Annotated in this window: 20 protein-coding genes; 4 read left to right on the top strand and 16 right to left on the bottom strand. The window is 50.6% G+C overall.

Annotation, left to right across the window (positions count from 1 at the left end):
- Positions 1-133: 133 nt before the first annotated feature.
- The 3 genes from tsf to DS743_RS04860 form a co-directional block, all read right to left on the bottom strand.
- Positions 134-1,162 (bottom strand): translation elongation factor Ts, encoded by a 1,029-nt coding sequence (gene tsf / locus DS743_RS04870; RefSeq protein ID WP_003615444.1) that lies wholly within the window; start codon positions 1,160-1,162, stop codon positions 134-136.
- A gap of 62 nt (positions 1,163-1,224) precedes the next feature.
- Positions 1,225-1,986, bottom strand: a complete 762-nt coding sequence (rpsB, locus tag DS743_RS04865; RefSeq protein WP_002876742.1) for a 30S ribosomal protein S2 — start codon at positions 1,984-1,986, stop codon at positions 1,225-1,227.
- A 163-nt stretch (positions 1,987-2,149) separates the two neighbouring features.
- Positions 2,150-3,160, bottom strand: a complete 1,011-nt coding sequence (locus DS743_RS04860; RefSeq protein WP_003615447.1) for a GIY-YIG nuclease family protein — start codon at positions 3,158-3,160, stop codon at positions 2,150-2,152.
- 70 nt (positions 3,161-3,230) lie between these two features.
- Here DS743_RS04860 and DS743_RS04855 point away from each other — a divergent pair, with 70 nt between their 5' ends.
- Positions 3,231-3,845 carry a lysophospholipid acyltransferase family protein gene (locus tag DS743_RS04855; RefSeq protein WP_003615448.1) on the top strand — a complete coding sequence of 205 codons (615 nt, stop codon included), beginning with the start codon at positions 3,231-3,233 and terminating at the stop codon, positions 3,843-3,845.
- An 81-nt stretch (positions 3,846-3,926) separates the two neighbouring features.
- Here the strand turns inward: DS743_RS04855 and DS743_RS04850 are convergent, their stop codons facing one another.
- The 3 genes from DS743_RS04850 to DS743_RS04840 are packed head-to-tail and all read right to left on the bottom strand — an operon-like array spanning position 3,927 to position 7,143.
- Entirely contained in the window at positions 3,927-4,913 is a 987-nt protein-coding gene (locus DS743_RS04850) for an aspartate-semialdehyde dehydrogenase (protein ID WP_003615449.1), read from the bottom strand.
- Positions 4,914-6,002, bottom strand: coding sequence for an amino acid kinase family protein (locus DS743_RS04845; RefSeq protein WP_035184627.1), 1,089 nt, complete (start codon positions 6,000-6,002; stop codon positions 4,914-4,916). It abuts the gene before it with no gap.
- A complete protein-coding gene (locus DS743_RS04840) occupies positions 5,995-7,143 on the bottom strand; it encodes a homoserine dehydrogenase (RefSeq protein ID WP_072544173.1) in 1,149 nt (382 codons plus the stop codon). Before DS743_RS04840 ends, DS743_RS04845 begins: the two co-directional genes overlap by 8 nt.
- A gap of 139 nt (positions 7,144-7,282) precedes the next feature.
- Between DS743_RS04840 and DS743_RS04835 the strand changes: the two genes are divergently transcribed.
- Positions 7,283-7,717, top strand: coding sequence for an ACT domain-containing protein (locus DS743_RS04835; protein WP_002876762.1), 435 nt, complete (start codon positions 7,283-7,285; stop codon positions 7,715-7,717).
- 48 nt (positions 7,718-7,765) lie between these two features.
- Here the strand turns inward: DS743_RS04835 and DS743_RS04830 are convergent, their stop codons facing one another.
- The 4 genes from DS743_RS04830 to DS743_RS04815 all read right to left on the bottom strand — a co-directional run bounded on the left by DS743_RS04830 (position 7,766) and on the right by DS743_RS04815 (position 11,992).
- Complete coding sequence (locus DS743_RS04830; protein WP_035184829.1) at positions 7,766-9,556, bottom strand: ABC transporter ATP-binding protein; 1,791 nt, start codon at positions 9,554-9,556, stop codon at positions 7,766-7,768.
- Positions 9,549-11,309: an ABC transporter ATP-binding protein gene (locus DS743_RS04825; protein ID WP_013439817.1), complete on the bottom strand. Its 1,761-nt coding sequence runs from the start codon at positions 11,307-11,309 to the stop codon at positions 9,549-9,551. Before DS743_RS04825 ends, DS743_RS04830 begins: the two co-directional genes overlap by 8 nt.
- A 109-nt stretch (positions 11,310-11,418) precedes the next feature.
- Positions 11,419-11,643, bottom strand: a complete 225-nt coding sequence (locus DS743_RS04820; protein WP_002876770.1) for a YneF family protein — start codon at positions 11,641-11,643, stop codon at positions 11,419-11,421.
- A 112-nt stretch (positions 11,644-11,755) separates the two neighbouring features.
- Positions 11,756-11,992, bottom strand: coding sequence for a DUF896 domain-containing protein (locus DS743_RS04815; protein WP_002876771.1), 237 nt, complete (start codon positions 11,990-11,992; stop codon positions 11,756-11,758).
- Positions 11,993-12,146: 154 nt separating this feature from the next.
- Between DS743_RS04815 and lexA the strand changes: the two genes are divergently transcribed.
- Positions 12,147-12,767, top strand: a complete 621-nt coding sequence (gene lexA, locus DS743_RS04810; protein ID WP_002876773.1) for a transcriptional repressor LexA — start codon at positions 12,147-12,149, stop codon at positions 12,765-12,767.
- Positions 12,768-12,967: 200 nt separating this feature from the next.
- Entirely contained in the window at positions 12,968-13,816 is an 849-nt protein-coding gene (locus DS743_RS04805; RefSeq protein WP_025895396.1) for a GRP family sugar transporter, read from the top strand.
- Between the two features lie 100 nt (positions 13,817-13,916).
- Here DS743_RS04805 and DS743_RS04800 read toward each other — a convergent pair whose 3' ends face one another.
- The 6 genes from DS743_RS04800 to rplS all read right to left on the bottom strand — a co-directional run bounded on the left by DS743_RS04800 (position 13,917) and on the right by rplS (position 21,509).
- Positions 13,917-14,777, bottom strand: a complete 861-nt coding sequence (locus DS743_RS04800) for a transporter substrate-binding domain-containing protein (RefSeq protein WP_035184630.1) — start codon at positions 14,775-14,777, stop codon at positions 13,917-13,919.
- 195 nt (positions 14,778-14,972) lie between these two features.
- Positions 14,973-15,506 carry a hypothetical protein gene (locus DS743_RS04795; RefSeq protein WP_003615463.1) on the bottom strand — a complete coding sequence of 178 codons (534 nt, stop codon included), beginning with the start codon at positions 15,504-15,506 and terminating at the stop codon, positions 14,973-14,975.
- 55 nt (positions 15,507-15,561) lie between these two features.
- The gene (locus DS743_RS04790; RefSeq protein ID WP_035184631.1) at positions 15,562-17,796 is read right to left on the bottom strand and encodes a DEAD/DEAH box helicase; all 2,235 of its coding nucleotides are present in this window, start codon (positions 17,794-17,796) and stop codon (positions 15,562-15,564) included.
- A 22-nt stretch (positions 17,797-17,818) separates the two neighbouring features.
- Positions 17,819-19,141 carry an ATP-binding protein gene (locus DS743_RS04785; RefSeq protein WP_035184632.1) on the bottom strand — a complete coding sequence of 441 codons (1,323 nt, stop codon included), beginning with the start codon at positions 19,139-19,141 and terminating at the stop codon, positions 17,819-17,821.
- On the bottom strand, positions 19,141-21,039 hold the full coding sequence (locus tag DS743_RS04780) for a TerB N-terminal domain-containing protein (RefSeq protein WP_035184633.1): 1,899 nt from the start codon (positions 21,037-21,039) through the stop codon (positions 19,141-19,143). The genes DS743_RS04785 and DS743_RS04780 overlap by 1 nt, the downstream gene beginning before the upstream one ends.
- A gap of 122 nt (positions 21,040-21,161) precedes the next feature.
- On the bottom strand, positions 21,162-21,509 hold the full coding sequence (gene rplS / locus DS743_RS04775; RefSeq protein WP_035184635.1) for a 50S ribosomal protein L19: 348 nt from the start codon (positions 21,507-21,509) through the stop codon (positions 21,162-21,164).
- Positions 21,510-21,575 lie beyond the last annotated feature (66 nt).

Genomic DNA, 21,575 nt, shown 5'->3' with positions numbered 1-21,575 from the left:
GCTCTAACTATTTTACCATAAAACAGAAAACTGTCTCTCCTATTTATCCTATTTCACCAGCTTAAATTTGTAAAAGCAAATTTGCCGACAAAAAAAGGATGGGTTTTCCCATCCTTTTTCTTGCTAGAAGAAATTAGTTCTTCATTTGTGCAGCAACTTCAGCAGCAAAGTCTTCTTGCTTCTTTTCGATGCCTTCGCCGACTTCGAAACGAACAAAGCTTACTACGGAAGCATTGACTGATTCAAGGTATTGTTCAACAGTCTTGCTGTCGTCCATAACGTAAAGTTGAGCGAGCAAGGTGTTTTCTTGGTCAACTTTAGTATTGTCCAGCATGAAGCGGGCCATCTTGCCTGGGATGATCTTGTCCCAGATCTTTTCTGGCTTGCCTTCAGCCTTCAGTTCTGCCTTGATGTCTTCTTCAGCTTGAGCAATGACTTCGTCAGTCAATTGCGCCTTTGAACCATACTTAAGGTGTGGCAAAGCTGGCTTGTTGACCATGGCACGTGATTCGTTTTCTTGGTCAATCTTGTGGTTAAGTTGAGCCAGTTCTTCGAGGACGAAAGCTGGGTCAAGTTCCTTGTAGGACAGAACCTTTGGGCTCATTGCGGCAATGTGCATTGCAATGTGCTTAGCCACGGCTTCGTCGCCGCCTTCAACAACAGTCAAAACGCCGATGTGGCCGCCATTGTGTTGGTAAGCGCCAAAGTGTTGGTCATCAGTCTTTTCAAGAACAGCGAAACGGCGGAAGGAAATCTTTTCACCGATAGTCGCAGTAGCATTTACGTATGCTTCTTCAAGGCTTTCGCCTGAAGGCATGGTCAATGCCAAAGCTTCTTCGTTGTTAGCTGGCTTGCCCTTGGCAATAGTTTCAGCAGTTTCGTTGACCAAAGTCTTGAACTGTTCGTTTTGCGCAACGAAGTCAGTTTCAGCGTTGACTTCAACGATAGCAGCAACGTTGCCGTCTACGTAAACGCCAGTCAAACCTTCAGCAGCGATCCGGTTAGCCTTCTTGGCAGCCTTTGCTTCACCCTTTTCGTGGATGATTTCGATAGCTCTTTGCATGTCGCCTTCGGCTTCAACCAGTGCCTTCTTGGCGTCCATGACGCCGGCACCAGTGGTTTCACGCAATTCCTTGACTTGCTTAGCAGTAATGTTTGCCATTTAAAAAAGTCCTCCAGGTCAAACTAAATAACAGAATTCTTCCAAAGATAGTTTACGACAAATTATTCAGCGTCGTCTACTTCTTCAGCAGAGTTTTCTTCAGCGCTTTCAGACAATTCCTTTTCAACGTCGGCGTTATCTGCACCTTGCTTGCCTTCGATTACGGCGTCAGCCATAGCACCGGCGATCAAGCGGATAGCACGGATAGCGTCATCGTTTGAAGGGATGATTACGTCGATCGGAGTTGGGTCAGTGTTGGTGTCAACCATGGCTACAACTGGGATACCAAGCTTGTTAGCTTCGTGAACGGCGATCTTTTCCTTCTTAGGGTCAACGACGAACATTACGTCAGGAATCCGAGGCATGTCTTCGATACCGCCCAGGAACTTTTGCAGCTTGTCCATTTCCTTGGTCAGCAAAGAAACTTCCTTCTTTGGCAGTACGTCGAAGGTGCCGTCTTCAGCCATCTTCTTCAAGTCCTTCAGACGCTTAACCCGGCTTTGGATAGTAGTCCAGTTGGTCAAAGTACCACCCAACCAGCGTTGGTTGACGTAGTATTGACCTGCACGGGTAGCTTCTTCAGCGATTGCTTCTTGAGCTTGCTTCTTGGTACCAACGAACAGGAAAACACCGTCGTCTTGAGCAACAGCCTTAACGTAGTTGTAGGCGTCGTCAAGCATCTTGATGGTCTTTTGCAGGTCGATGATGTAGATCCCGTTTCTTTGAGTGAAGATGTATGGCTTCATCTTCGGGTCCCATCTTCTAGTTTGGTGACCAAAGTGTACACCAGCTTCAAGCAATTGCTTCATAGATACAACTGACATAAATAAATTCCTCCTAGGTTATTTCCTCTCAAGCGTTCATTTCAGCATTCAACCGTTTGTCTTTAGGCACCTGAACACCGATCGCTCTTGATGTGTTTTCTAGCGTGCAATCGCACGCTTATCTAGCTTACTCGATTTTTCCTTTAAGCGCAAGCTTTTCCGCCTAAAATTTAACCCCTTGCTCGTGCAAAAATTTTTCCTTCCAGGCCCGGTCATGATGCTTGAACCAATATTCCCGCTGCATGGCCGTCCGCTTGTCGGCATATTCTTCAAGATAGATCATTTCAACCGGCCGCCGGCTCTTGGTGTACTTGGCCCCTTTACCAGAATTATGAGCCTCCAGCCTTTTCTTTAAATCATTGGTGTAGCCGCCGTAAAAGCTGCCGTCGCTGCATAAAAGGACATAAAAGTAATGCTTTTCCTCTGGCAATTTGGCCTCTAAAATTTCCTTGATGGCCGGGGTATTGCTGCCGTCTGCCTCATGGACTTCGATGGCGTCGCGCAGAACCAGCCCGTCGCCTTTCCCGCTTCTGACCGCTTCAACGATGACTAAATTGGCGTCTTGCCCTCTTCTGGAGACAAAGGGCTGAACAGTCTTAACGGCCAGGTCATGCTTAAAGCCGTAATTGATGATCTCACCCAGCCGCTCTGGCCGGTGGACCATGAACATCTTCCCCTTCATTTTCAAGAGGCCGGCGGAAACGGCGATGATTTCTTCCAGGTTGATCTCCAGTTCATGGCGTGCAATGGCTTTAGACCGGTCCGGGTTCAGCTTGTGGCCGGCCGGGGCCTTGAAATATGGCGGATTGACCACGACGACGTCATAGCTGTCTTTTCGCAAAAAGCTGCCCGCGTCTTTGACATTGCCCTGGTAGACCGTGATCCGGTCCTGCATGTCGTTTAATTCAACCGACCGCCGGGCCTTGGAAACCATGTCTTCTTGCAGTTCAACATCGTCGTAATGGGCCTTGTTAAAAGCAGCCATGTAGAGGCTGGCTGCCGCGTTGCCGCTGCAGAGTTCAACCACCTTGGACCGGTTTTTGATGGCTTCTTTGGCCCAGTAAGCCAGAAGCAGGGTATCCAGGGAAAAGGCAAAAGACTGCCCGTCCTGGATGATTTTCAGCTGCTCGCCCAGCATGTAATCGATACGTTCATTTTCCTTTAGTTCAATCATGTAGTTCTGAAGCCCGTCCCTTATTCTTAGATGTGTTATAATTTATTCTACATCATTTGGAGGTTCTTTTATGCTTTATCGTATTTTCAGACCGATCGCCCGCTTCATCGTCTGGGTCTTAAACGGCCACCTGCATGTCCACCACAAGGAAAGACTGCCCGAAGGCACCTACATTTTGGTTGCCCCCCACCGGAACTGGTGGGAGCCGATTCTTTTCGCCCTGGCCGCCAGCCCTACGGAATTCATGTTCATGACCAAGCAGGAGCTGTTTAAAAATCCGGTCCTCAGCTGGATCTTAAACAATGCCCACGCCTTCCCGGTCAACCGGGAGCATCCAGGTCCTTCCGTTATCAAGATCCCGGTCAAGGGCTTAAAGTCAGAAGGCCTGTCTTTGATCATGTTCCCATCCGGCACCCGGCACTCAGCCTCCCTTAAGTCCGGCGCCCTGGTTATCGCCAGAATGTCCGGCCGGCCCCTGCTTCCGGCTGTCTACCAGGGCCCGCTTACTTTTAAAGGGGTCTTACAAAGAAAAGGCATGGAAATCAACTTTGGCAACCCGATCGTCATTGACCGCAAGACCAAATTGACCCCGGAAACCGAAGCTGCCTACAACCAGCAGCTGGAAGACGCCTGGAAGCGGATCGACCAGGAACTGGATCCGGATTTCCACTATGAAGCTAAATAATTAAAAATGACAAAACAACAAGAAAAAGGATTGAGCATGGACGCTCAATCCTTTTTCTTTATGCTTTTTTACTGCTGCTTATTACTTGTTATTTTCTAGGTATTCCATAATCTGGACGGCGTTAGTTGCCGCCCCCTTTCTGATCTGGTCGCCGGTGCACCAAAGAGTAAGGCCGTTAGGGTTGGTCAAGTCCCGGCGCAGGCGACCGACTTGCACGATATCCTTGTCGGAGTTTTCCAGGGGAGTTGGAGTGTAATCAGTAACCAGGAGGTCGCCGTCAAAAGCCGCGATGGCATTTTCAGCAGCTTCAACTGAGACCGGTTCTTCAGTGACAACCGTCACCGCAATTGAGTGGGACCGGTAGACCGGGACCCGGACGCAGGTGCAGGTCACCAACAAGTCTGGCAAGTGCAAGATCTTTCTGCCTTCATTCTGCATCTTCATTTCTTCAGTCGTATAGCCGTTTTCCAAAGGACTGCCAATGTCAGCGATGACGTTAAAGGCGATCTGGGCCGGGAAGACCTTGGCTTCCACGCTCTCGCCCTTGGTCAAAGCCGTCACTTCATCCTTCAGTTCGCTGATCCCGCCCATGCCGGCACCGGAAACGGCCTGGTAGGTGCAGGCGTTGATAGCCTTGATCGGAGACAACTTGGCAATTGGAGCCAGAGCCATCAAGGTAATGGCAGTTGAACAGTTGGGATTGGCAATCACGCCGTGGTGGTCTAAAGCATCTTGGCCATTAATTTCAGGAACTACCAAAGGCACGCCGTCTTCTTGCCGGAAGGCTGAGCTGTTGTCAATGTAGACTGCCCCGCTCTTTTCGACCAGGGGCCGGTATTCCTTAGACAGGCTGTTAGAAACTGCCCCCAAAACGTAGTCCAGGCCATTCAGTCTTTCCTGGCTGACCACTTCCAGGGTCAATTCCTGGCCAGCAAAGGGCAGCTTTTTACCCTTGGAGCGCTCGGAAGCAAAAACGCGCAGTTCTTCAACCGGCAATTGTCTTTCTTCAATACATTCCAACATCTGCCGGCCAACGGCCCCTGTAGCTCCTAAAATACCAATTTTCATTTATCGTTCCACTCTTTCTTCACTAATAAACTGCTGATAAATCGCCTTCGGCATTTGCCGCATGGCCCGGCCAACCACGGCCAGCATGGCCTGCTGGCTTTCGACCTGGATATCGTCCAGGTGCAGGTCCTGCTTTAATTCCGCCACGATCTCATAGAGATAGCGCTCGATTTTCTTGGTCTGGACCACAATGGAAAAGGTATCGACCGTGACCGGAACGCTTTCAATCGAGATCTGAAATTTTTCAAAAACGGCTAAGACCTTGCGTAAGAAGCCTGCCTCAGCTGAAACATGCGACTTAACCATGGTGATGACCGTAAAGTCCTGCTTGCCTGTAATCCCGGTGATGACATGAGGCGGCTCTTGCGCGTCAAGTTCACTGCAATCATTCATGATCATGGTGCCGGGATTTTCCGGATGATTGGTGTTGCGGACATTGATCGGGATGTTTTTCTGCCGGACGGGAAAAACCGCGTCGTCATGCAGGACATTTTCTCCCATATAGCTCATCTGCCGCAGTTCTGAGTAGGTAATCCGGGGAATCTGGACATGATCTTTGATAATGCGCGGATCGGCCACGTAAAAGCCGGGGATCACCACCCGCCGGCCCGGATCAACCTGGGCTTTTAACAGTTCCTGGCTTTTATCCAGGTCAATTGAGCCGTCGTAATGGAAACGGATCACCCGGCTGGAGTCAACAAAGTCCGCGTCCAGGTATTCAGCCAAGCAAAGGCCGGTCAAGTATTCGCCCCGGGAGACCAGGTAGTCCAAGTTCAAGTTCTGGGCCATGTTCTGCCGGATCTTGGCGAATTCTCCAGCCAAGTCGATTTTAAGGCCCAGGCTGCGCTTGATTTCCATGTACTTGTCCACGATAGACTGGAAAATCGACTCATAGCTGACGTCATAGGTAATGTGGGCCGCGCAGAGGTAGAGGAGGTCGGTGACCTTATGGTCCTCCTGCCCGCTCTTGCCGCAGGCGATGGTCACCACGTACTTGCGGTCCGGATCAGCCAAAATGATTTGCTTGACCTTCTTAAACTGTTCGCTATTGGCGACTGAAGAGCCGCCGAATTTGACTGCTTTACTCATCTGCCACTCCCGCCAAAAAGGCCGCCGGGTCCCCGCTTTCCTTGACCAGGCTTGAAATTTCCGCCAAAGTCAGCTTTTTGGTCAAAAATGCCTTTTCGCTGATTCTTTCTGCTACTACATCCTGGAAAAAATCCGCCCGGTTAGTCCGCAGGTAGAAAGTTTGCTCTTCTTCATCAGTAAGCTGACCCGGTTCAGCACTTTGCACGATTCCCTTTTTCCCTTCAGCCAGATCCAAGAGGTCTTGGACAGCCGCGTGGGCGGTTGGCAAAGAGCCTGCCCCCTGGCCCACGAATGTTTCCGGACCCAGGGAAGCGGAATCAGTTTCCAGGGCATTGAAGTTAAGGCCCACTCTGGCTAAAAGGCTGGTCTTTTTCAGCATGACCGGCAAAACCTGCAAGGACAGCTTCTCACCTGTCTGCCGGCCCCGGCCCAGCAACTTGATGGTCCGGCCATTTGCCTTGGCCCAGGCAAAGTCTTCCTTGGTCAAATGCCGTATCCCCCACTGGTCAACCTGGCTTGGATCAGCAATTTTGCCAAACGCAGTCAAGGCTGACAAGCAGACCTTGTAGCAGACGTCTCCGCCGTCGATGTCATCGCTGGGATCCTTTTCCGCGTAGCCCAGCTCCTGGGCTTCTTTTAAGCAAGCAGCAAAGTCCAGGTCCTTTTCTGCCATCTGGGAAAGGATGTAGTTGCTGGTCCCGTTAAAAATTCCCTGGAAGGACGTGACCGGCTCCAGGCGCTGAATGTGCTTGATGTTGTCAATCCAGGGGATGCCGCCGCCAACGCTGGCCTCATAGGCCAATACCAGGCCCTTTTGCCTGGCTAAGTCAAATAGCTCGCCGGCATAGACCGCCAGCATCTTCTTATTAGCCGTCACCACGTGCTTGCCGGCTTCCAGGGCCCGCTTAACATAGCTGTGGGCCGGTTCTACCCCCCCGATGCACTCGCAAACCACTGAAATTTCCGGATCGTTCACGATTTCCACAAAGTCAGTCGTATGCTGGTCATCCAGGATCTGTTCATCTCTGTGGACCAGGATTTTTTTTATTTTAATCTTCCGCAAAAGCGGAGTTTCAGCCTCTTCAACCAGCTTGACAATGCCGCCGCCAACCACGCCACGGCCTAAGATTGCAATTTGCATACCCGCCTCCGTTGTTTCTAATCTAGGGACACTTGTTTTTGAATCAAAAACATAGTATCATTATCCGCAAGGCCTGACAAGGGAAAAGTTACTTATTATTAAACAAAAATTAAAGCAATATGTCAAAGGAGAATTTGCCATGGCCGACTATTTTTACGTTCATAAAAAGATCCTGCCCAACTATCTGGAGAAGGTCCTAGAGGCAAGGGAAATGCTGGACAGCCGGGAAGCAGCCACCGTCACCGAGGCGACTGAGCGGATCGGCATCTCCCGCAACACTTATTACCGCTATAAAGACTATGTTTTTAGAGCCAAGGACCCTGCAAGGGGTCAGCAGGCGGTCTTGTCTCTGCTTTTAGCTGACCTACCTGGGGCCCTGTCAGCCGTTTTGACCTGCGTGACCGACCACCGGGCCTCGGTTTTGACTATTTCCCAGGCCATCCCTTTGGCCAGCCACGCCAGCGTCTTGATGTCCCTGGACCTGGCCGGCCTTGAAGGAGACATCAACACCCTTTTGGCTGATTTGAAAAGTCTCCCCTTTGTTAAAAATCTCCAGCTTGCCGGATTAGAATAATAAAAGAGCGCGTCTTCTGGGCGCGCTCTTTTTTGTCTTAATTCATTCTTAGTTTTCCCGGTTTTGCTGGAGGGTGTAAAGGTCATAGTAGTAGCCCTTTTGGGCCAGCAAGTCCTCGTGCTTGCCATGTTCGACGATTCTCCCCTTGTCTAAAACAATGATCTGGTCAGCATCAGCAATCGTTGACAGGCGGTGGGCAATAGCCAGGGTCGTGCGGCCCTGGCGGAGCTTTTTGAGTCCTGCTTGAATCAAACTTTCTGTTTCCGTGTCCACGTTGGCCGTTGCTTCGTCCAAAATCAAAATCTTAGGATTGGTTACCAGGGTTCGGGCAAAGGAAATCAGCTGTCTTTCCCCGCTGGAGAATTCCGATCCGCCTTCAATGACCTTAGCATGGTATTTCCCAGGCAATTTTTCGATAAAGCGGTCAGCCTGGACAGTTTTAGCGGCTTCCTCAATCTGCTCATCAGTGATCTTGTCATTGTACAAGCGGATGTTGGAAGCCACGTCCCCATAGAACATGAAGGGTTCCTGGAGAACCAGGCCTATTTTTTGCCGTAATTCTGCCTTGGAAAAGTCCCGGATGTCGATCCCGTCCAAAAGGATCTGGCCCGAGTGAAATTCGTAAAAGCGCATCATCACGTTGATGATTGAACTCTTGCCTGAACCCGTGTGGCCAACGATCCCCAGGGTCTCGCCTGGATTAAGGGTGAAGGAAACATCGCGGAGAACGTCATGCTTGCCGTCATATGAGAATGACACATGCTTAAACTCAATTTTCCCTTCCGTAATCTTGGCGTTGGCCAGCTCTTTTTGCTCAGGCTCGTATTCTTCCTGGTCCAAAATCTTGAAGATCCGCTTGCCAGCCACGATCCCGTCGGTAAAGAAGGTCAGCGAGTTCATCATGTCCGACAAGGGGTTAAAAAAGTTCTGCACATAGTTTGCAAAAGCATAGATCATCCCGGCCGGGACAAAAGTTGCCCGGAGGGGGTAACCGAACCAGACCAAAACGCAGGTTAAGGCCAACGAATAGAGCAGGGTCGTAAACGGCGACAAGAGCAGGCCGTTGGTTCTGATCAGCTTGAAGCGGGTCTGCATCTGCTGGCGGTTGATTTTTTCAAAATCATCGTCTATCCGCTTTTCCTGGCGAAACTGCTGGATCACGGAAATTCCGGCAATGCTTTCTTCTAGCTTGGTGTTGATCAAAGAGTTGCGGGCCCGGTATTCGTGGTAGATTTTGGAGCTGACCCGGTTATAAAGCCAGATTGCCCCAACGATAAGTGGAATAAAGGCCGTCACGATCCCCCCGGCCACCGGGTCAGCCATATACATGGCAATCAAGGCGGTTACCATGGAGACGATCCCTAACAGAAAGGCAGAGAAAACCTGCATAAAGTTGCCCAGGGTCATCGTGTCGTTGGTTACCCGGGACAAAATCGACCCGGCTGGAGTCTGGTCAAAATACCGCATCCCCAGGGTGTGAATTTTTGCATAAAGGACCCGGCGGACCTTTTCCAATGCCTTTTCCCCGGCCAGGGCATAAAGGTATTCATAGGTAAATTGGCAGACCGCCTTAAATACCACGCCAATGCCGTAGATCAAGGCAACATAATAAAACGTGCTGAAGTCAACCTTGCCCGCCTTCAAATAGTGGTCCATGTAATACCGCAGCCAGGTCGGCAAGAGCATATTGATCGCGGAAACTGCCACCATCCCTAAGACGGCAGTCAGTAATTCCCCCTTGTAAAGCCAGACAAAGGTCCAGAGCCGCTTTAAAATCTGCCCCTGCTCTTTGGTCGAAATCTGCTGCTGCCAGACTGACTGGAAGTCTTCATTATTCATCGTCATCTTCACCTACCTTCTGGGCTAATTCTTGCCGCTGCCACATCCGGGCATACCAGCCCCCCTTGGCCAGCAATTCTTCATGCGTCCCTCTTTCTGCCACCTGCCCGTCCTGCATGACCAGGATCAAGTCAGCATCCATTACGCTGCTTAAGCGGTGGGCAGCGATGACGGTAATTTTCTTTTCCCGTTCTTGCCGAAGCTTAGTCAAGATCGCCTTTTCAGTTTTGGCGTCAACAGCTGACAAAGCATCGTCCAAAATCAAGATTTCACTGTCATGAAGCAGGGCTCTGGCAATCGACATCCGCTGCTTTTGCCCGCCCGACAGGGAAACCCCGTTTTCCCCGATCATGGTCTCATAGCCATTTGGAAAGGCCAGGATATCGTCGTGAAGGGCGCTCTTTTTAGCCGCCACTTCGACCTCTTCCTGGCTGGCATCCGGCTTGGCAAAGGCAATATTGTCTCTGACCGACATGGAGAAAAGGAAGTTGTTTTGGGGAACGTAAGATATTTCTTTTAAGTAGACGTCCAGGGGAATCTGCCGGATGTCGTGGCCGGCAAAAGTGATCCGGCCCTTGTAGTTATCAAACTCCCGCATCAAAAGCTGGATAATGGTCGTCTTGCCTGAGCCAACCCGGCCAACCAGGCCGATAGTCTGCCCGTTTTTCAAGTCAAAGTCCACTGCCCCCAAGGCAGCCTTGTCTGGTTCATCCGGGTAGGCAAAACTGGTCACGTGATAGCGCAAATCTCCAGTCAGCTTCTGCTCCTTGTCCATTGAATCTGAGTCCACGATCAAAGATTTTTCATTGAGCAGGCTCATAATCCGGTCGTAGCTGGCGCTCCCCCGCTCAAGAACATTAAACAGGTAGCCAATGGCAAACATTGGCCAGACCATGGCCCCAATGTAGGACACAAAGGAAATCAGCTGGCCCAGGCTGATCGCTTTGCTGAGAACCAGCCGGCCACCGTAGATGATGGTAATGATGTAGGTAATCCCGATGATCATGGTAATCATTGGGTCGTAGAGTGAGTCGATCCGGAAGACCTTTTTATTGATATCTACCGTTTCATAGGTCATCTTGTTAAAAGCTGCCGCATCCTCCTTTCCCTGGCCAAAAGTCTTCAAGACCTTAATCCCAGACAAGGATTCCTGAGTCTTGTTGTTCAAGCGGGAAAAGGCCGCCTGCGAATCCATATAGGCGTCATGCAGGCGATCACCCAGGTAGCGGGCACAGAAGGCCAAAAGGGGCAGCGGCAGCATGGCCACCAGGGTCAAGCGCCAGTCTACCAGGATCATCATGGCCAGCAAGGTGGTCCCCCCGGTAAAAATCGCGTCGATCAAAGTCAAGATCCCGTCACCTGCTACGTTCTGCACGGCCTGGACGTCATTGGTTGCCCGGGCCATCAAGTCCCCGGTACGGTAGCGCTGAAAGAAGGTCCGGTCCATCTGCATAAAATGCCAGAAGAGCCGGCCGCGGAGTTCTTTTTCCAAAATCGCCGCTCCGCCGTAAATCTGCTTGCGCCAGAAATAGCGGCAGACATAAAGGGCCAAAGCCGCCAGCAAAATTGCCAGAACATAGCTAAAAAATTGCTGCCAGCTGATTCTCCCCGTATCCAGCTGGTCAGCCATCATGCCCAGGATCCGCGGCGGGACCAGGTTGGCTGCCGAAGTCAGGACTAAGGCCGTGATCCCTAAGGCGTAGCGCTTGCGGTGGGCTTTAAAGAACCAGCCCAGCTTGCTGAAAGTATCCATTTTTTCCTCCCTCTTTTATTTGGGTTTTATCTTTTTCTCCTTCTTTTCTAATCCCCATAGCCCGAAAAAAGAGCGCCAGGATTCCCCTAGCCCTCTATGGCTGACTAGACTAGTTCTTAGCTGCCTGATGCTTGATCATGTTCATCACTTGGTTGACCTTCTTGGCTGAAGGCTTCTGGCCCATTTGTGACATCATGGTTTCAACCATTTCCCGGGTAATCGGGGGATTCTTCTTAAAGTAGTTCTTCATGTAAGTCCGGGCACCGTAAAAACCAGCAACCGCACCCAGAAGAGCTGCCAAAATAATCAAGAAAATCGCCAAACCTAAATTCATTATCGCTAAACCTCCATTGGTCTTAATTTGTTATCCGCCTCAGCGGAGATGCATTCGTTAGTCACACAAATACTATCTTACAAAACTTCAGACCATTTTTAAAGGATAAATCTTATCTGAGAAGCTTTTTCTTCTGAATTTGCTTGGCTTTCTCCGGCGTAACGTCCTTGCCTTGATCGTCAACAATTACCAGGCTGTCCAGCTGCTGCTTGAAACCTGCCCGGAAGTTGGCGATAAACTGCTTGTGCAGTTCTTTGCGTTCAGCCTCTTCAGCCTCCGTCAAGCCGCTTTCCTGCTTCTTCTTGTATAATTCATTGATTCTTTTTCTGACTTGATCTGCTTCTGTCATATATATATCCGCCTTTCTAGTGATAAGAATAGTGTACTCGCTTTGCAAAAATAAAAAAAGTTTTAAGCCTAGAACGCCAGTTTGTAAACTTCCCGAATATTTGCTAAAATAAATAATAACCGACAATAAGATTTTTGACGAAGGAAAAGTAACTATGGCAACTCACGACTCAAAACAATTAGAAATTCTGCAATACATCTACGATACCGTTGAAAACCGCGGCTTCCCGCCGACGGTCCGGGAAATCTGCGCGGCAGTTGGCCTGTCTTCAACCTCCACTGTCCATGGCCATTTGACCAGACTGGAGCGCAAGGGCTACCTCATCAAGGACGCCACCAAGCCCCGAGCTTTGGAAATCACCCACGCCGGCCTTGACGCCTTGGGCATCAAGCCTAAAGACATTCCGGTCATCGGGGTTGTTACCGCCGGCCAGCCGATCCTGGCTGTCCAGGACGTGGAAGACTACTTCCCGCTTCCACCGAACCTGGCCAGTGATGCCGGTGAGCTCTTCATGCTCCGGGTACACGGCACTTCAATGATCAATGCCGGTATCTTGAACGGGGACTATGTCATCGTCCGCAAGCAGACCACGGCCCAGAACGGGGAAATCGTGGTCGCCATGACTGATGACGGGGAAGCAACAGTCAAGCGCTTCTTTAAAGAAGACCTCCACTACCGCCTGCAACCGGAAAATGATGCCATGGATCCAATTATCTTGAACCATGTACAAATTTTGGGCAAGGTCGTCGGTCTTTACAGAGCAAATATTGATTAATACAGTATTGCCGGTCAGCAAACTCGATTAGCTCATATTTTTTTGAAAAGATGTTTTGCTTTATGCAAAGCATCTTTTCCTTTTCAACCGTTTTCTGAAAACGGTTGACATTTTCATAGCGTTTTCTATTGCTATTTTCCTGAAACTCCGTTAATCTAATAACTATTCGACAAATTATTAGTTAAAGGAGTTTTCAATTAATGAATATCATCATTGCCTTACTGCCGGCCATCGGCTGGGGGGTTATGCCTTGGATCGTCAACAAGGTGCCAAACAGCAAGCCGGCCAACCAGATCTTCGGCGTCGGCATGGGGGCGACTATTGTCGGCATCATCGTGACTTTAATCCAGCATCCGGCCATTTCCATGCCAGTTTTCTTCCTGTCCCTTCTGTCCGGTGCTTTATGGACGATCGGTCAAATCGGCCAGTTCATCTCCTTCACCCGGATCGGGGTCAGCAAGACCATGCCGATCTCAACTGGCCTGCAGCTGGTCGGCAATACCATCATCGGGGCTTTGATCTTTGGTGAATGGAAGACCAGCAACAACTTTATCTTCGGGATCATTGCCCTGGTCATCATCATGGTCGGCGTCATCTTGACCGCCTACACTGAAAAGGGCGACGGCTTCACTCAGAAGACCACCAACAAGGACATCCTCTTCCTGGTCTTGACCACGATCGGCTACCTGGCCTACTCTGCCTTCCCGAAGACGATTACGGCAGACGCTGAATCCATGTTCCTGCCGCAAACCTTGGGGATCCTGCTGGGGTCTGTGATCTACCTGGCCTTCAGCGGCAACAAGGCTGCCTTCAAGGAAAAGGCCAGCTACCTTGACCTCTTTGCCGGCATCAGCTTCGGGATTGCAGCTTACGCCTACATCATCTCCGCTCAAGTCAACGGGGTGACCAACGCCTTCATCTACGGCCAGCTGAGCGTAATCATCTCCACTATCGGCGGGATGACTCTGCTGGGCGAACGCAAGCAAGGCAAGGAACTGGTCGCAACGCTTGCCGGCCTCTGCCTGATCGTTGTCGGCGCTATCCTTTAAATCTAAATCAAAATACTAAAATACAAATAATTTACATGCTAGCTAAAAAGCTAGGAGCATCTGCTCCTAGCTTTTTACTTTTTGTATTAGTTTTTCCGTCTTATTGAATCTTAACCTTCTGGCTTTCTGCATGTTTGACGTCAAAGCCGGAGACCTTGCCGAACCACTTCTTGACCAGCTGGTCATATTTTCCGTTGGCCCGCAGCTGCTTTAAGGCCTGATTGATCGCCTGGCGCATTTCGGTCTGGCCCTTTTCAACCCCGATGCCGTATGGCTCCTCAGCTAAAGAGGCCTTGGTCAAGGTGAATTCCGGGGTATCAGCGATCAAACCAGCCAAAATCCCGTTGTCGTCGATCATGACATCCCCTTGTCCGGCCTTTAAGGCGTTGAAGGCTGACCCGTAGTCGTCAAACTGCTTGACGCTAGCCTTTGGAGCCAGCTTAGCCACCTGGTTGGCCACGTCGGTCCCCTTGATGGCAATAACCACGACTCCCTTTTTATTCAAGTCAGCAATGCTTCTGATCTTGCTGGACTTCTTAACGATCATGGATTCGTTGGCGTTAAAGTAAACGTCAGAGAAGTCGATCACCTTCATCCGCTCCTTGGTGATGGTCATGGTTGAAATGACGGCGTCCAGGGAGCCGTTGTGCAAAAGGGTGATCCGGGTCTTTTCCGTGATCGGCCGGAAGACAGCCTTGCTTTTAGGGCCAAGGATCTGCTTGGTGATGGCCGTAGCCAGATCAATTTCAAAACCTTCGATCTTGCCGGTCTTGATGTTGGTCAAGCCGAACAGCTTGGTGTCTGGCCGGACCCCCCAGGTTATCTGCTTAGACTGCTTGGCCCGGGCATAGCTGCTCTCCTGCTTGCTGGAACAGGCGGTTAGGCTGGTCGCTAGCAAAAGCAGCAGACCGCAGGCCAAGGCCTGGATGATTCTCTTGATTGTTTGCGGCTGTCTTTTCATAGTTTTCATCTTTCTGTCATATCGGATCTATAAAATATTATACCCGATATTTTAGAAAGTTTCTTTTATTTATAATGAAAGTCTCTTTTTCTTGCTTTATTAAGTAAAACCAGGTTTATTCTTTACGAAATTAGTTTTTTTCAAAAATAAAGCCTTTTCCCAGAACTTTTCTCCATAAAAAAATTTAGATTAAAATCAGCCGTAGTCGACATTTTTCATGGCTGACCACTGCTTGCCCAGGCTTTGCCCGGCAATTTCAAAGGCCAAAAGCTGCTTCAAGTCAGCAAATTTTTCCACCTTCATCTGCCCGCCCTTCTCCAAACGCCAGGCGAGCTGCCGATAGACCTTTCGTTCACTGGACTGGCCCAGGCTGTACTGGCGGCCGGCTAAAGAAAACTTAATGTCGCAGCCGTCTTTAATCGCTTGGACAAATTCCTCCAGGCTGTCAAACTGCACGCTCCAGACAGCTACCTCGCTCATCTGGGGCCAGCAGTCAGCCAGGGACTGACCGCCTATCTGGCAGGTCAGAAATTCCTCCGTATTGGCAAAAAACTGCTGCTCTTCAGGCAAATCACAGTTGATCAAGGTCTTGCTGGCCGGGGTCAAAGGATTGCCGTCATCAACTAACAGCCACTGCTGGCCATTTAACTTAAAATGTATCTCATCGCTGTCATCAGCGGCTGTTTCTAATTCTTGAAAACCGGAAATCGGACGCTTGCTTACTGACATAAATGTCCTTTCTAAAAATCAAGATTTGATTATTAGACATTATTGTACATCTTTTTTAAGCCATTTGTCTCGTAATCTCTCCGATTGCCCGCCGCATTTCAGTCAAATCCAGGACACTATAGGCAAATTCTTTTCTGACCAGGTCATCTGGCAGGTATTCATCATACTTGTCAAAAACCGGCACTTCCTTTGGATAGAGCAAGTCCAAAGGGTCAAAGTCTTTAGCGACTTCTTCAGCCAGAATCTGGTAAAAGTCTCCTACACTGACATCCATGCTGAACTGGATGTAGTATGGCCGGACTGAGTCAATATTCTTAAGCCCTAAACGGCTGGCACATTTCAGGCGCAAGAAACGCTCTAGGGCCAGAAAAGCATAAGAACCCGTCCAAGGGAAAAGGCAGTAGGTCTTAGCCCCCAGGTTAATCAGCTGCTTATCTGGCAGGCCAGCGGCTTCCGCCATTGCTCTCGTTTCACTCAAGCGGGCAGCCGCGTTTTTCATCAAGTAAGGATACTGCCTCTCTTCTGCCAGAATCTTCCTCATCTGCTGGAGAACTTTGGGATGGATGTCGCCGGCTACATCCCCAAAATATGCTGGGATCCGACCTTTAACCTGGTGGACGTAGACCTGCCGGCGGCGACGGTCGATTTCTTCAACCACCCAGACATGGCCGGCGATGGCGATTTTTTCACCCAAGGGCGGGGGCTTAACGATCGTCCCCAGTTCTTCTGACTCAGCGTGGACGCTGTATTCCTCGTTTTCCTGGAAAACGGCGTAAAACTTGAAATTGTTGGTCACCCGCTCGCCGGCTAGGCCGACGATCAAGCCGCCATTTTCCGTCAGCTGGATCTGGTCGGTCTTGATCAAGTGGCGGAGCAAAACTCTATAGTCATCCTGGCTGACCCAGCGGAAGTAGGACAGGGTCAAAACCCGGGAAGCAAGTTCTGCCGGGCTCATCTCCCCGCCGGCCATCAAAGTAGACATGGTCTGGTGGTAAAGGAGGCTGTATGGCAATTGGTGGTCTCTTGGCGGTTCAACCCAGCGCTCTTGTAAATACAGCTCAACTAAGGCAATCCCCTGCAGAAGCGACCAAGGAAGCAAAACTGGCAGCATGGCCCGGCTTTCAGCCTGCTCTTCGCGCATGACAAGCCACATCTCTGCTGGATTGCCCCTCCGTCCAGTCCGCCCCATCCGCTGCAAAAAGCCGGAAACGGTAAAGGGCGCTTCAATTTGAAAGGCCCGCTCCAGCTGGCCGACGTCAATACCCAGTTCTAAAGTAGCCGTCGCGCAAGTCGTAATATTGGCATCTTCGTCTTTCATGATAGCCTCTGCCCCCTGCCTCAGGGCCGCGGACAGGTTGCCGTGGTGGATCATGAAGCGGTCTGGTTCATTCTTATATTCGCAATATTGCCTTAGAACCTGGCAGACAGCTTCACATTCTTCCCGGCTGTTAGTAAAGACCAGGCACTTTTTGCCCCTGGTATGGTCAAAAATATAGGCCAGGCCCGGGTCAGCTAATTCTGGTGCCTGGTCGCTGGCTTGATCTAAAACGGCCTGGGCCGGCAAGGCAGAATGGTCGCCAGCCTGGTTACCGCTTTTATAGAAATGCTCCATTGACAAGCGCCAGCGCTGGGGCTGGCTTTTCACCTTAGGAATCCTGGTCTGACGGCCCGATCCGGCCCCTAAAAACTGCCCAGCCGCTTTCGGGTCCCCGATCGTAGCTGACAGGCCGATCCGGCGGGGTTTAACACCAGCCAGCCGGTTTAAGCGCTCTAATAGGCAGAAGGTCTGCCCGCCCCGGCCGCTTCTTAAAAAGGAGTGCAACTCGTCGATGACAACATAGCGCAGATCGCCAAATAAGCGGGGAATATCCGCGTGCTTGTTGATTATCAGGCTCTCTAAGGATTCCGGCGTTATCTGCAGGACCCCCTGGGGCCTTTTGAACATTTTCCGCTTTTGAGCAGCCGAAACATCCCCATGATAGCGCCAAACCGGGACATCACTGCCTTCACAGATGTCTTTAAGCCGGTCATACTGGTCATTGATCAAGGCCTTTAAAGGGGCAATATAGAGGCAGGCAATAGAGTCAGCCGGATTTTCCGCCAAATCTGTCAAGATGGGGAAAAAGGCTGCTTCGGTTTTCCCGGAAGCAGTCGAAGCCGACAGAAGCAAATTATCGTCAGTAGCAAAAATTACCTGGGCCGCTGCTGTCTGCAAAGGCCGCAGGGTCTCCCAGCCCCGGGAATAGATATAGTCCTGGATGAAGGGAGCATAGCGGGAAAAAGCATCCATAAAAAACTTCCCTAATTAAAACTTAAATCGTAAATTCCGCAAAGTCGCTGGTCTTTTCATCAGACACGGCGTCTGACTTAGTGTAGGCAAAGTCCCCGTCTGTCAAAAGACTCTGCACGGTCTGGCCGGGATTTTGCAAGACAATGTCCAGCAGCTCGATAAAGTCCCGGATGATTTCTCTTGGGGTGATCATGCTGCTCGTGCCAACTCTGGCATATTCAATCTTGATAAAGTCAGCCAGGTCCTTTTCGCTGATCGTCCGCTCATAGCCATAAAGGCTGGCATGCATGTCGGCCAGTTTCTCCGTTAAAACCAGCATTTCTTCTGCCGTCAAGGGTTCCAGGCGGATCACGGGAGCATACAGGTCCCGCTGCCCTTCCTTGGCAAACTTGCCTTCGGCCAGGCGGGACCTGAGGGCTTCGTAAGAGTAAACGCCCCGCCGCCGGTCTTCGACTGCCTGGGGCGTGGCCCCCATAATAATGCCCAGGTACTTGGCCTTGCCCTGCATGGCGTCATTGTACATGCTGAGCAGCTTTTCATAGTTGTACTGACGGGAGATGGCGTTAGGAATCTTGTAGAGGTTGACTAATTCATCGACCATGATAAACATGCCGCTGTAGCCAGCCTGGCGGAAAAAGACGGCAAAAAGCTTCAAGTACTCGTACCAGTCTTCATCAGAAATAATGATGTTGACGCCCAGATCCTGCTTAGCTTCTGTTTTCAGCCGGTATTCCCCTCTAAACCACTTAACCACCTTACCCTTGGTATCCTCGTCGCCGGCCAGGTAGGCATGGTAATAGCGCTCTAACAGCTGGGCAAAGTCATAGCCATGCACCATTTCGCTCAAAGAGGAAATCTGGCTGACTATCTTTTGGTCAACGGCTGTCTGAAAGCCGGGGGCATCAAAAGGAATTTCACTGGCTACTGCCGTCTGGACATTGTTGATCCAGCGGTCCAGGACTAAAGTTAAGGCTCCGCCTTCCGGCCGGGTCTTGGTGGCCAGGTTCTGGATCAGTTCCCGGTAGGTGGCCAGGCCCTGCCCCTTGCTGCCCTGCAGGCGGCGTTCCGGGGACAGGTCGGCATCTAAGACGATAAAATTTCTGTCCATCACGTAGTTGCGGATGGTCTGCAGCAAAAAACTCTTGCCTGACCCGTACCGGCCCACAACAAAGCGGAAGGAGGCCCCGCCTTCTTTGACTAAGTCAACGTCGTGTAAAAGGGCCTCGATTTCCGCCTTCCGGCCCACCGTGATATATGGCAGGCCGATCCGGGGCACAACCCCGCCTTTAAGTGAACTGATAACCGTTTGGGCAATCCGCTTTGGAATCCGTTTCTTTTGCTCCACTATTTCTCCTCAATTCCTAATAAGTCAGCGAGGTCGCTCCGGTAATCTTCCACGATTTCTGCCTTCTGGCCATCGCAGTCGATTACGGCATCGCCGATTTCGTCAAAAATTTTCTCATTGATCTGGTCCACGACCACGCTTAAGAGCAGGTGCCGCTGGCGTAAAAAGTCCTGGTAGGGCTGGCCGGAAAAAAGAGCCAAAAGCAGCTGCTCTTCATTCTCGTCTAAGCCCAGGCCGCTGGCAGCCGTTTCATCAATGTCCTTTGTCATCTTTTCTTCTGCAGCAGAAGACTCAGATACTTGCTTATTACTCTCGCTAGTAATTTTCTCAGCTTCTTCGGCCTCCAGCTGCCGCTCTTCTTCAGTCAGCAGGCTTTCCTTGGTTTCAGCCGCGTCGGACCGGATCTGGTCCAGGGTGGCCAGGTTGATCTTAACCTTTGGCCGAGCCCTTTCTATCAGAATTTCCTGGTAGTCAGCAATTCCTTGCACGATTGCCTGCTTAAAAGCGGGAGGCAGGTCTTTTTCTTTTAAGGCTCGCCCCTGCTTAAAGGCCTGCCGGCTCAAGCGGTCAAATTCATGCATGAAATTGGCCAAAAGCTGCCTCTGCCGGCCGGAAGGCCAGTAGACTTCATTACTCCACTGCCCGCCCTGGCAGCGGTAGACAAGGCCTGGCCCTAAAATGAGCTCAGCGTCTTTGACCGGATCAAGGCTGAAGAAAACCGTATCAGCAAACATTTCTACCGGCAAGGTCGTTTTTTCCCCGACCAAAAGCTTAAGCAGCTGGTAAGGATTCAGGCGGACTTCCTGCCAGACCTGGGCCAGAAGCTCATAAAACTTCTCCGGCTCCTTTTTCAGCAAGGGATTGTTCTTGGGCAAATAAGAAGATAAGCAGCAGATGGCCTGGTAGAGTTCCTGTCCGCTCGCTTCACCAGACAGAAGATTATGATAAACTTCCCCCCGCATCAGCTCATCTTCAAAATCCGGCCGGATTTCCTCAAGAGCAAAACCGTAATAAACCAGGTAGTTCTGCAGGATGTGCTTTTCCTGCCAGCTAGTGGAAATATCCTTTTGCTCCACGCACTTGGCAAAAAGAAGGCGGAGCTGACGGAGGCCATCGGCTTTATCCTTAACCCCGATCTGGCAGACTAATTCACTGGCCAGCAAATAGACATAGGCAGCCGGAGCTGGCTTGTACTTGCCCTGCCGGAACTTAGTCCGCCAGGAAAAATAGGACCGCAACTGGTCGACGGTCAGATCATGGTAGACTGGTCGCTGCTTGTTAATTGGGACCATTTGGGCAAAGTCATCTTCATAATTAGCCATCAGCATCCCCTGCCGGTAAAAATTGCTCTCCCGCCGGGGTACGGCCAAATAGTCGTAGCTCTCCTGCATCTGCTTGATCCCTTCCGGGATCACGGGCTGGCCTTTTTCAACCAGCAGGCGGTCAAAGTCGCTGTCTTTGAAAAAGGCTGGCCGCTTAGGAATTACTTCTTCTTGGAAGTCTTCTCCCTCATCATCCAGCAGGTAGATTTCATGCTCTTGCCTATCTTCTGCCGTATTTTTCGCTGCTTCCAAGGGCCGGGAGCTCTGATAGGCAGAATCCAGGGTCTTGTAAAAAAAGCGGTCGTTTAAGGCAGGATTATCTAAATCAACCTTGATCCAGGCCGGGTCCTGCATGAAGACGGCTGGTCCAAAAGCCGACTGGGCAGCCAAAAACTTAGCCAAGGACCCGGCTTTCAGTTCAACAGTTTCGCGGCCGTCCTTCTTAAGGAGCAAGGCGAAACTTTCATTTGCTCCCGGGACCGTGACGGCGGCCAGGGTTTGCCCGGCCAGGTCGACATAGCTGGCCTCAATACCATATTTGCTTTGAATGTAGTCGGCTACTTCCGCCAAATGCATGCCTGCCCCTCCTTGCTGTTTTTATCATAATTATAGCACGATTTTTCGAACGTTAGTTCCAAAACGCGTAAAAATAAAACTGCCTTGCAAAATGCAAAGCAGTTTCAGATTCGTTGTCAGAATTAACGACGACGTTCTGCGATACGAGCAGCCTTACCGCTACGAGTCCGCAGGTAGTAAAGCTTAGCACGACGTACGCGGCCGTGACGGGTAACTTCAACCTTGGCAACACGTGGAGTGTTAACTGGGAAAGTCCGTTCAACGCCAACGCCGGAAGCGATCTTACGAACAGTGTAAGTAGCACCGATGCCAGTGCCCCTCTTCTTGATTACGACACCTTCGAAGATCTGGATACGTTCGTGAGTACCTTCAACAACACGTACGTGAACACGAACAGTGTCCCCGGCACGGAATTCAGGCATGTCATCACGAAGTTGTTCTTTAGTCAATTCTTGAATTAATGGATCCATTATTGTTTCTCCTTCTACGGCATTCATCAACCTCTCTGGGCCAGCGGAACACCCCTAATTTTTATT

Origin of the sequence: Lactobacillus leichmannii, assembly GCF_024701915.1 — a bacterium.
Taxonomy (GTDB): domain Bacteria; phylum Bacillota; class Bacilli; order Lactobacillales; family Lactobacillaceae; genus Lactobacillus; species Lactobacillus delbrueckii.
The sequence above is the reverse complement of the archived record's forward strand: the minus strand, read 5'-3'. Positions and strand labels throughout refer to the sequence as shown.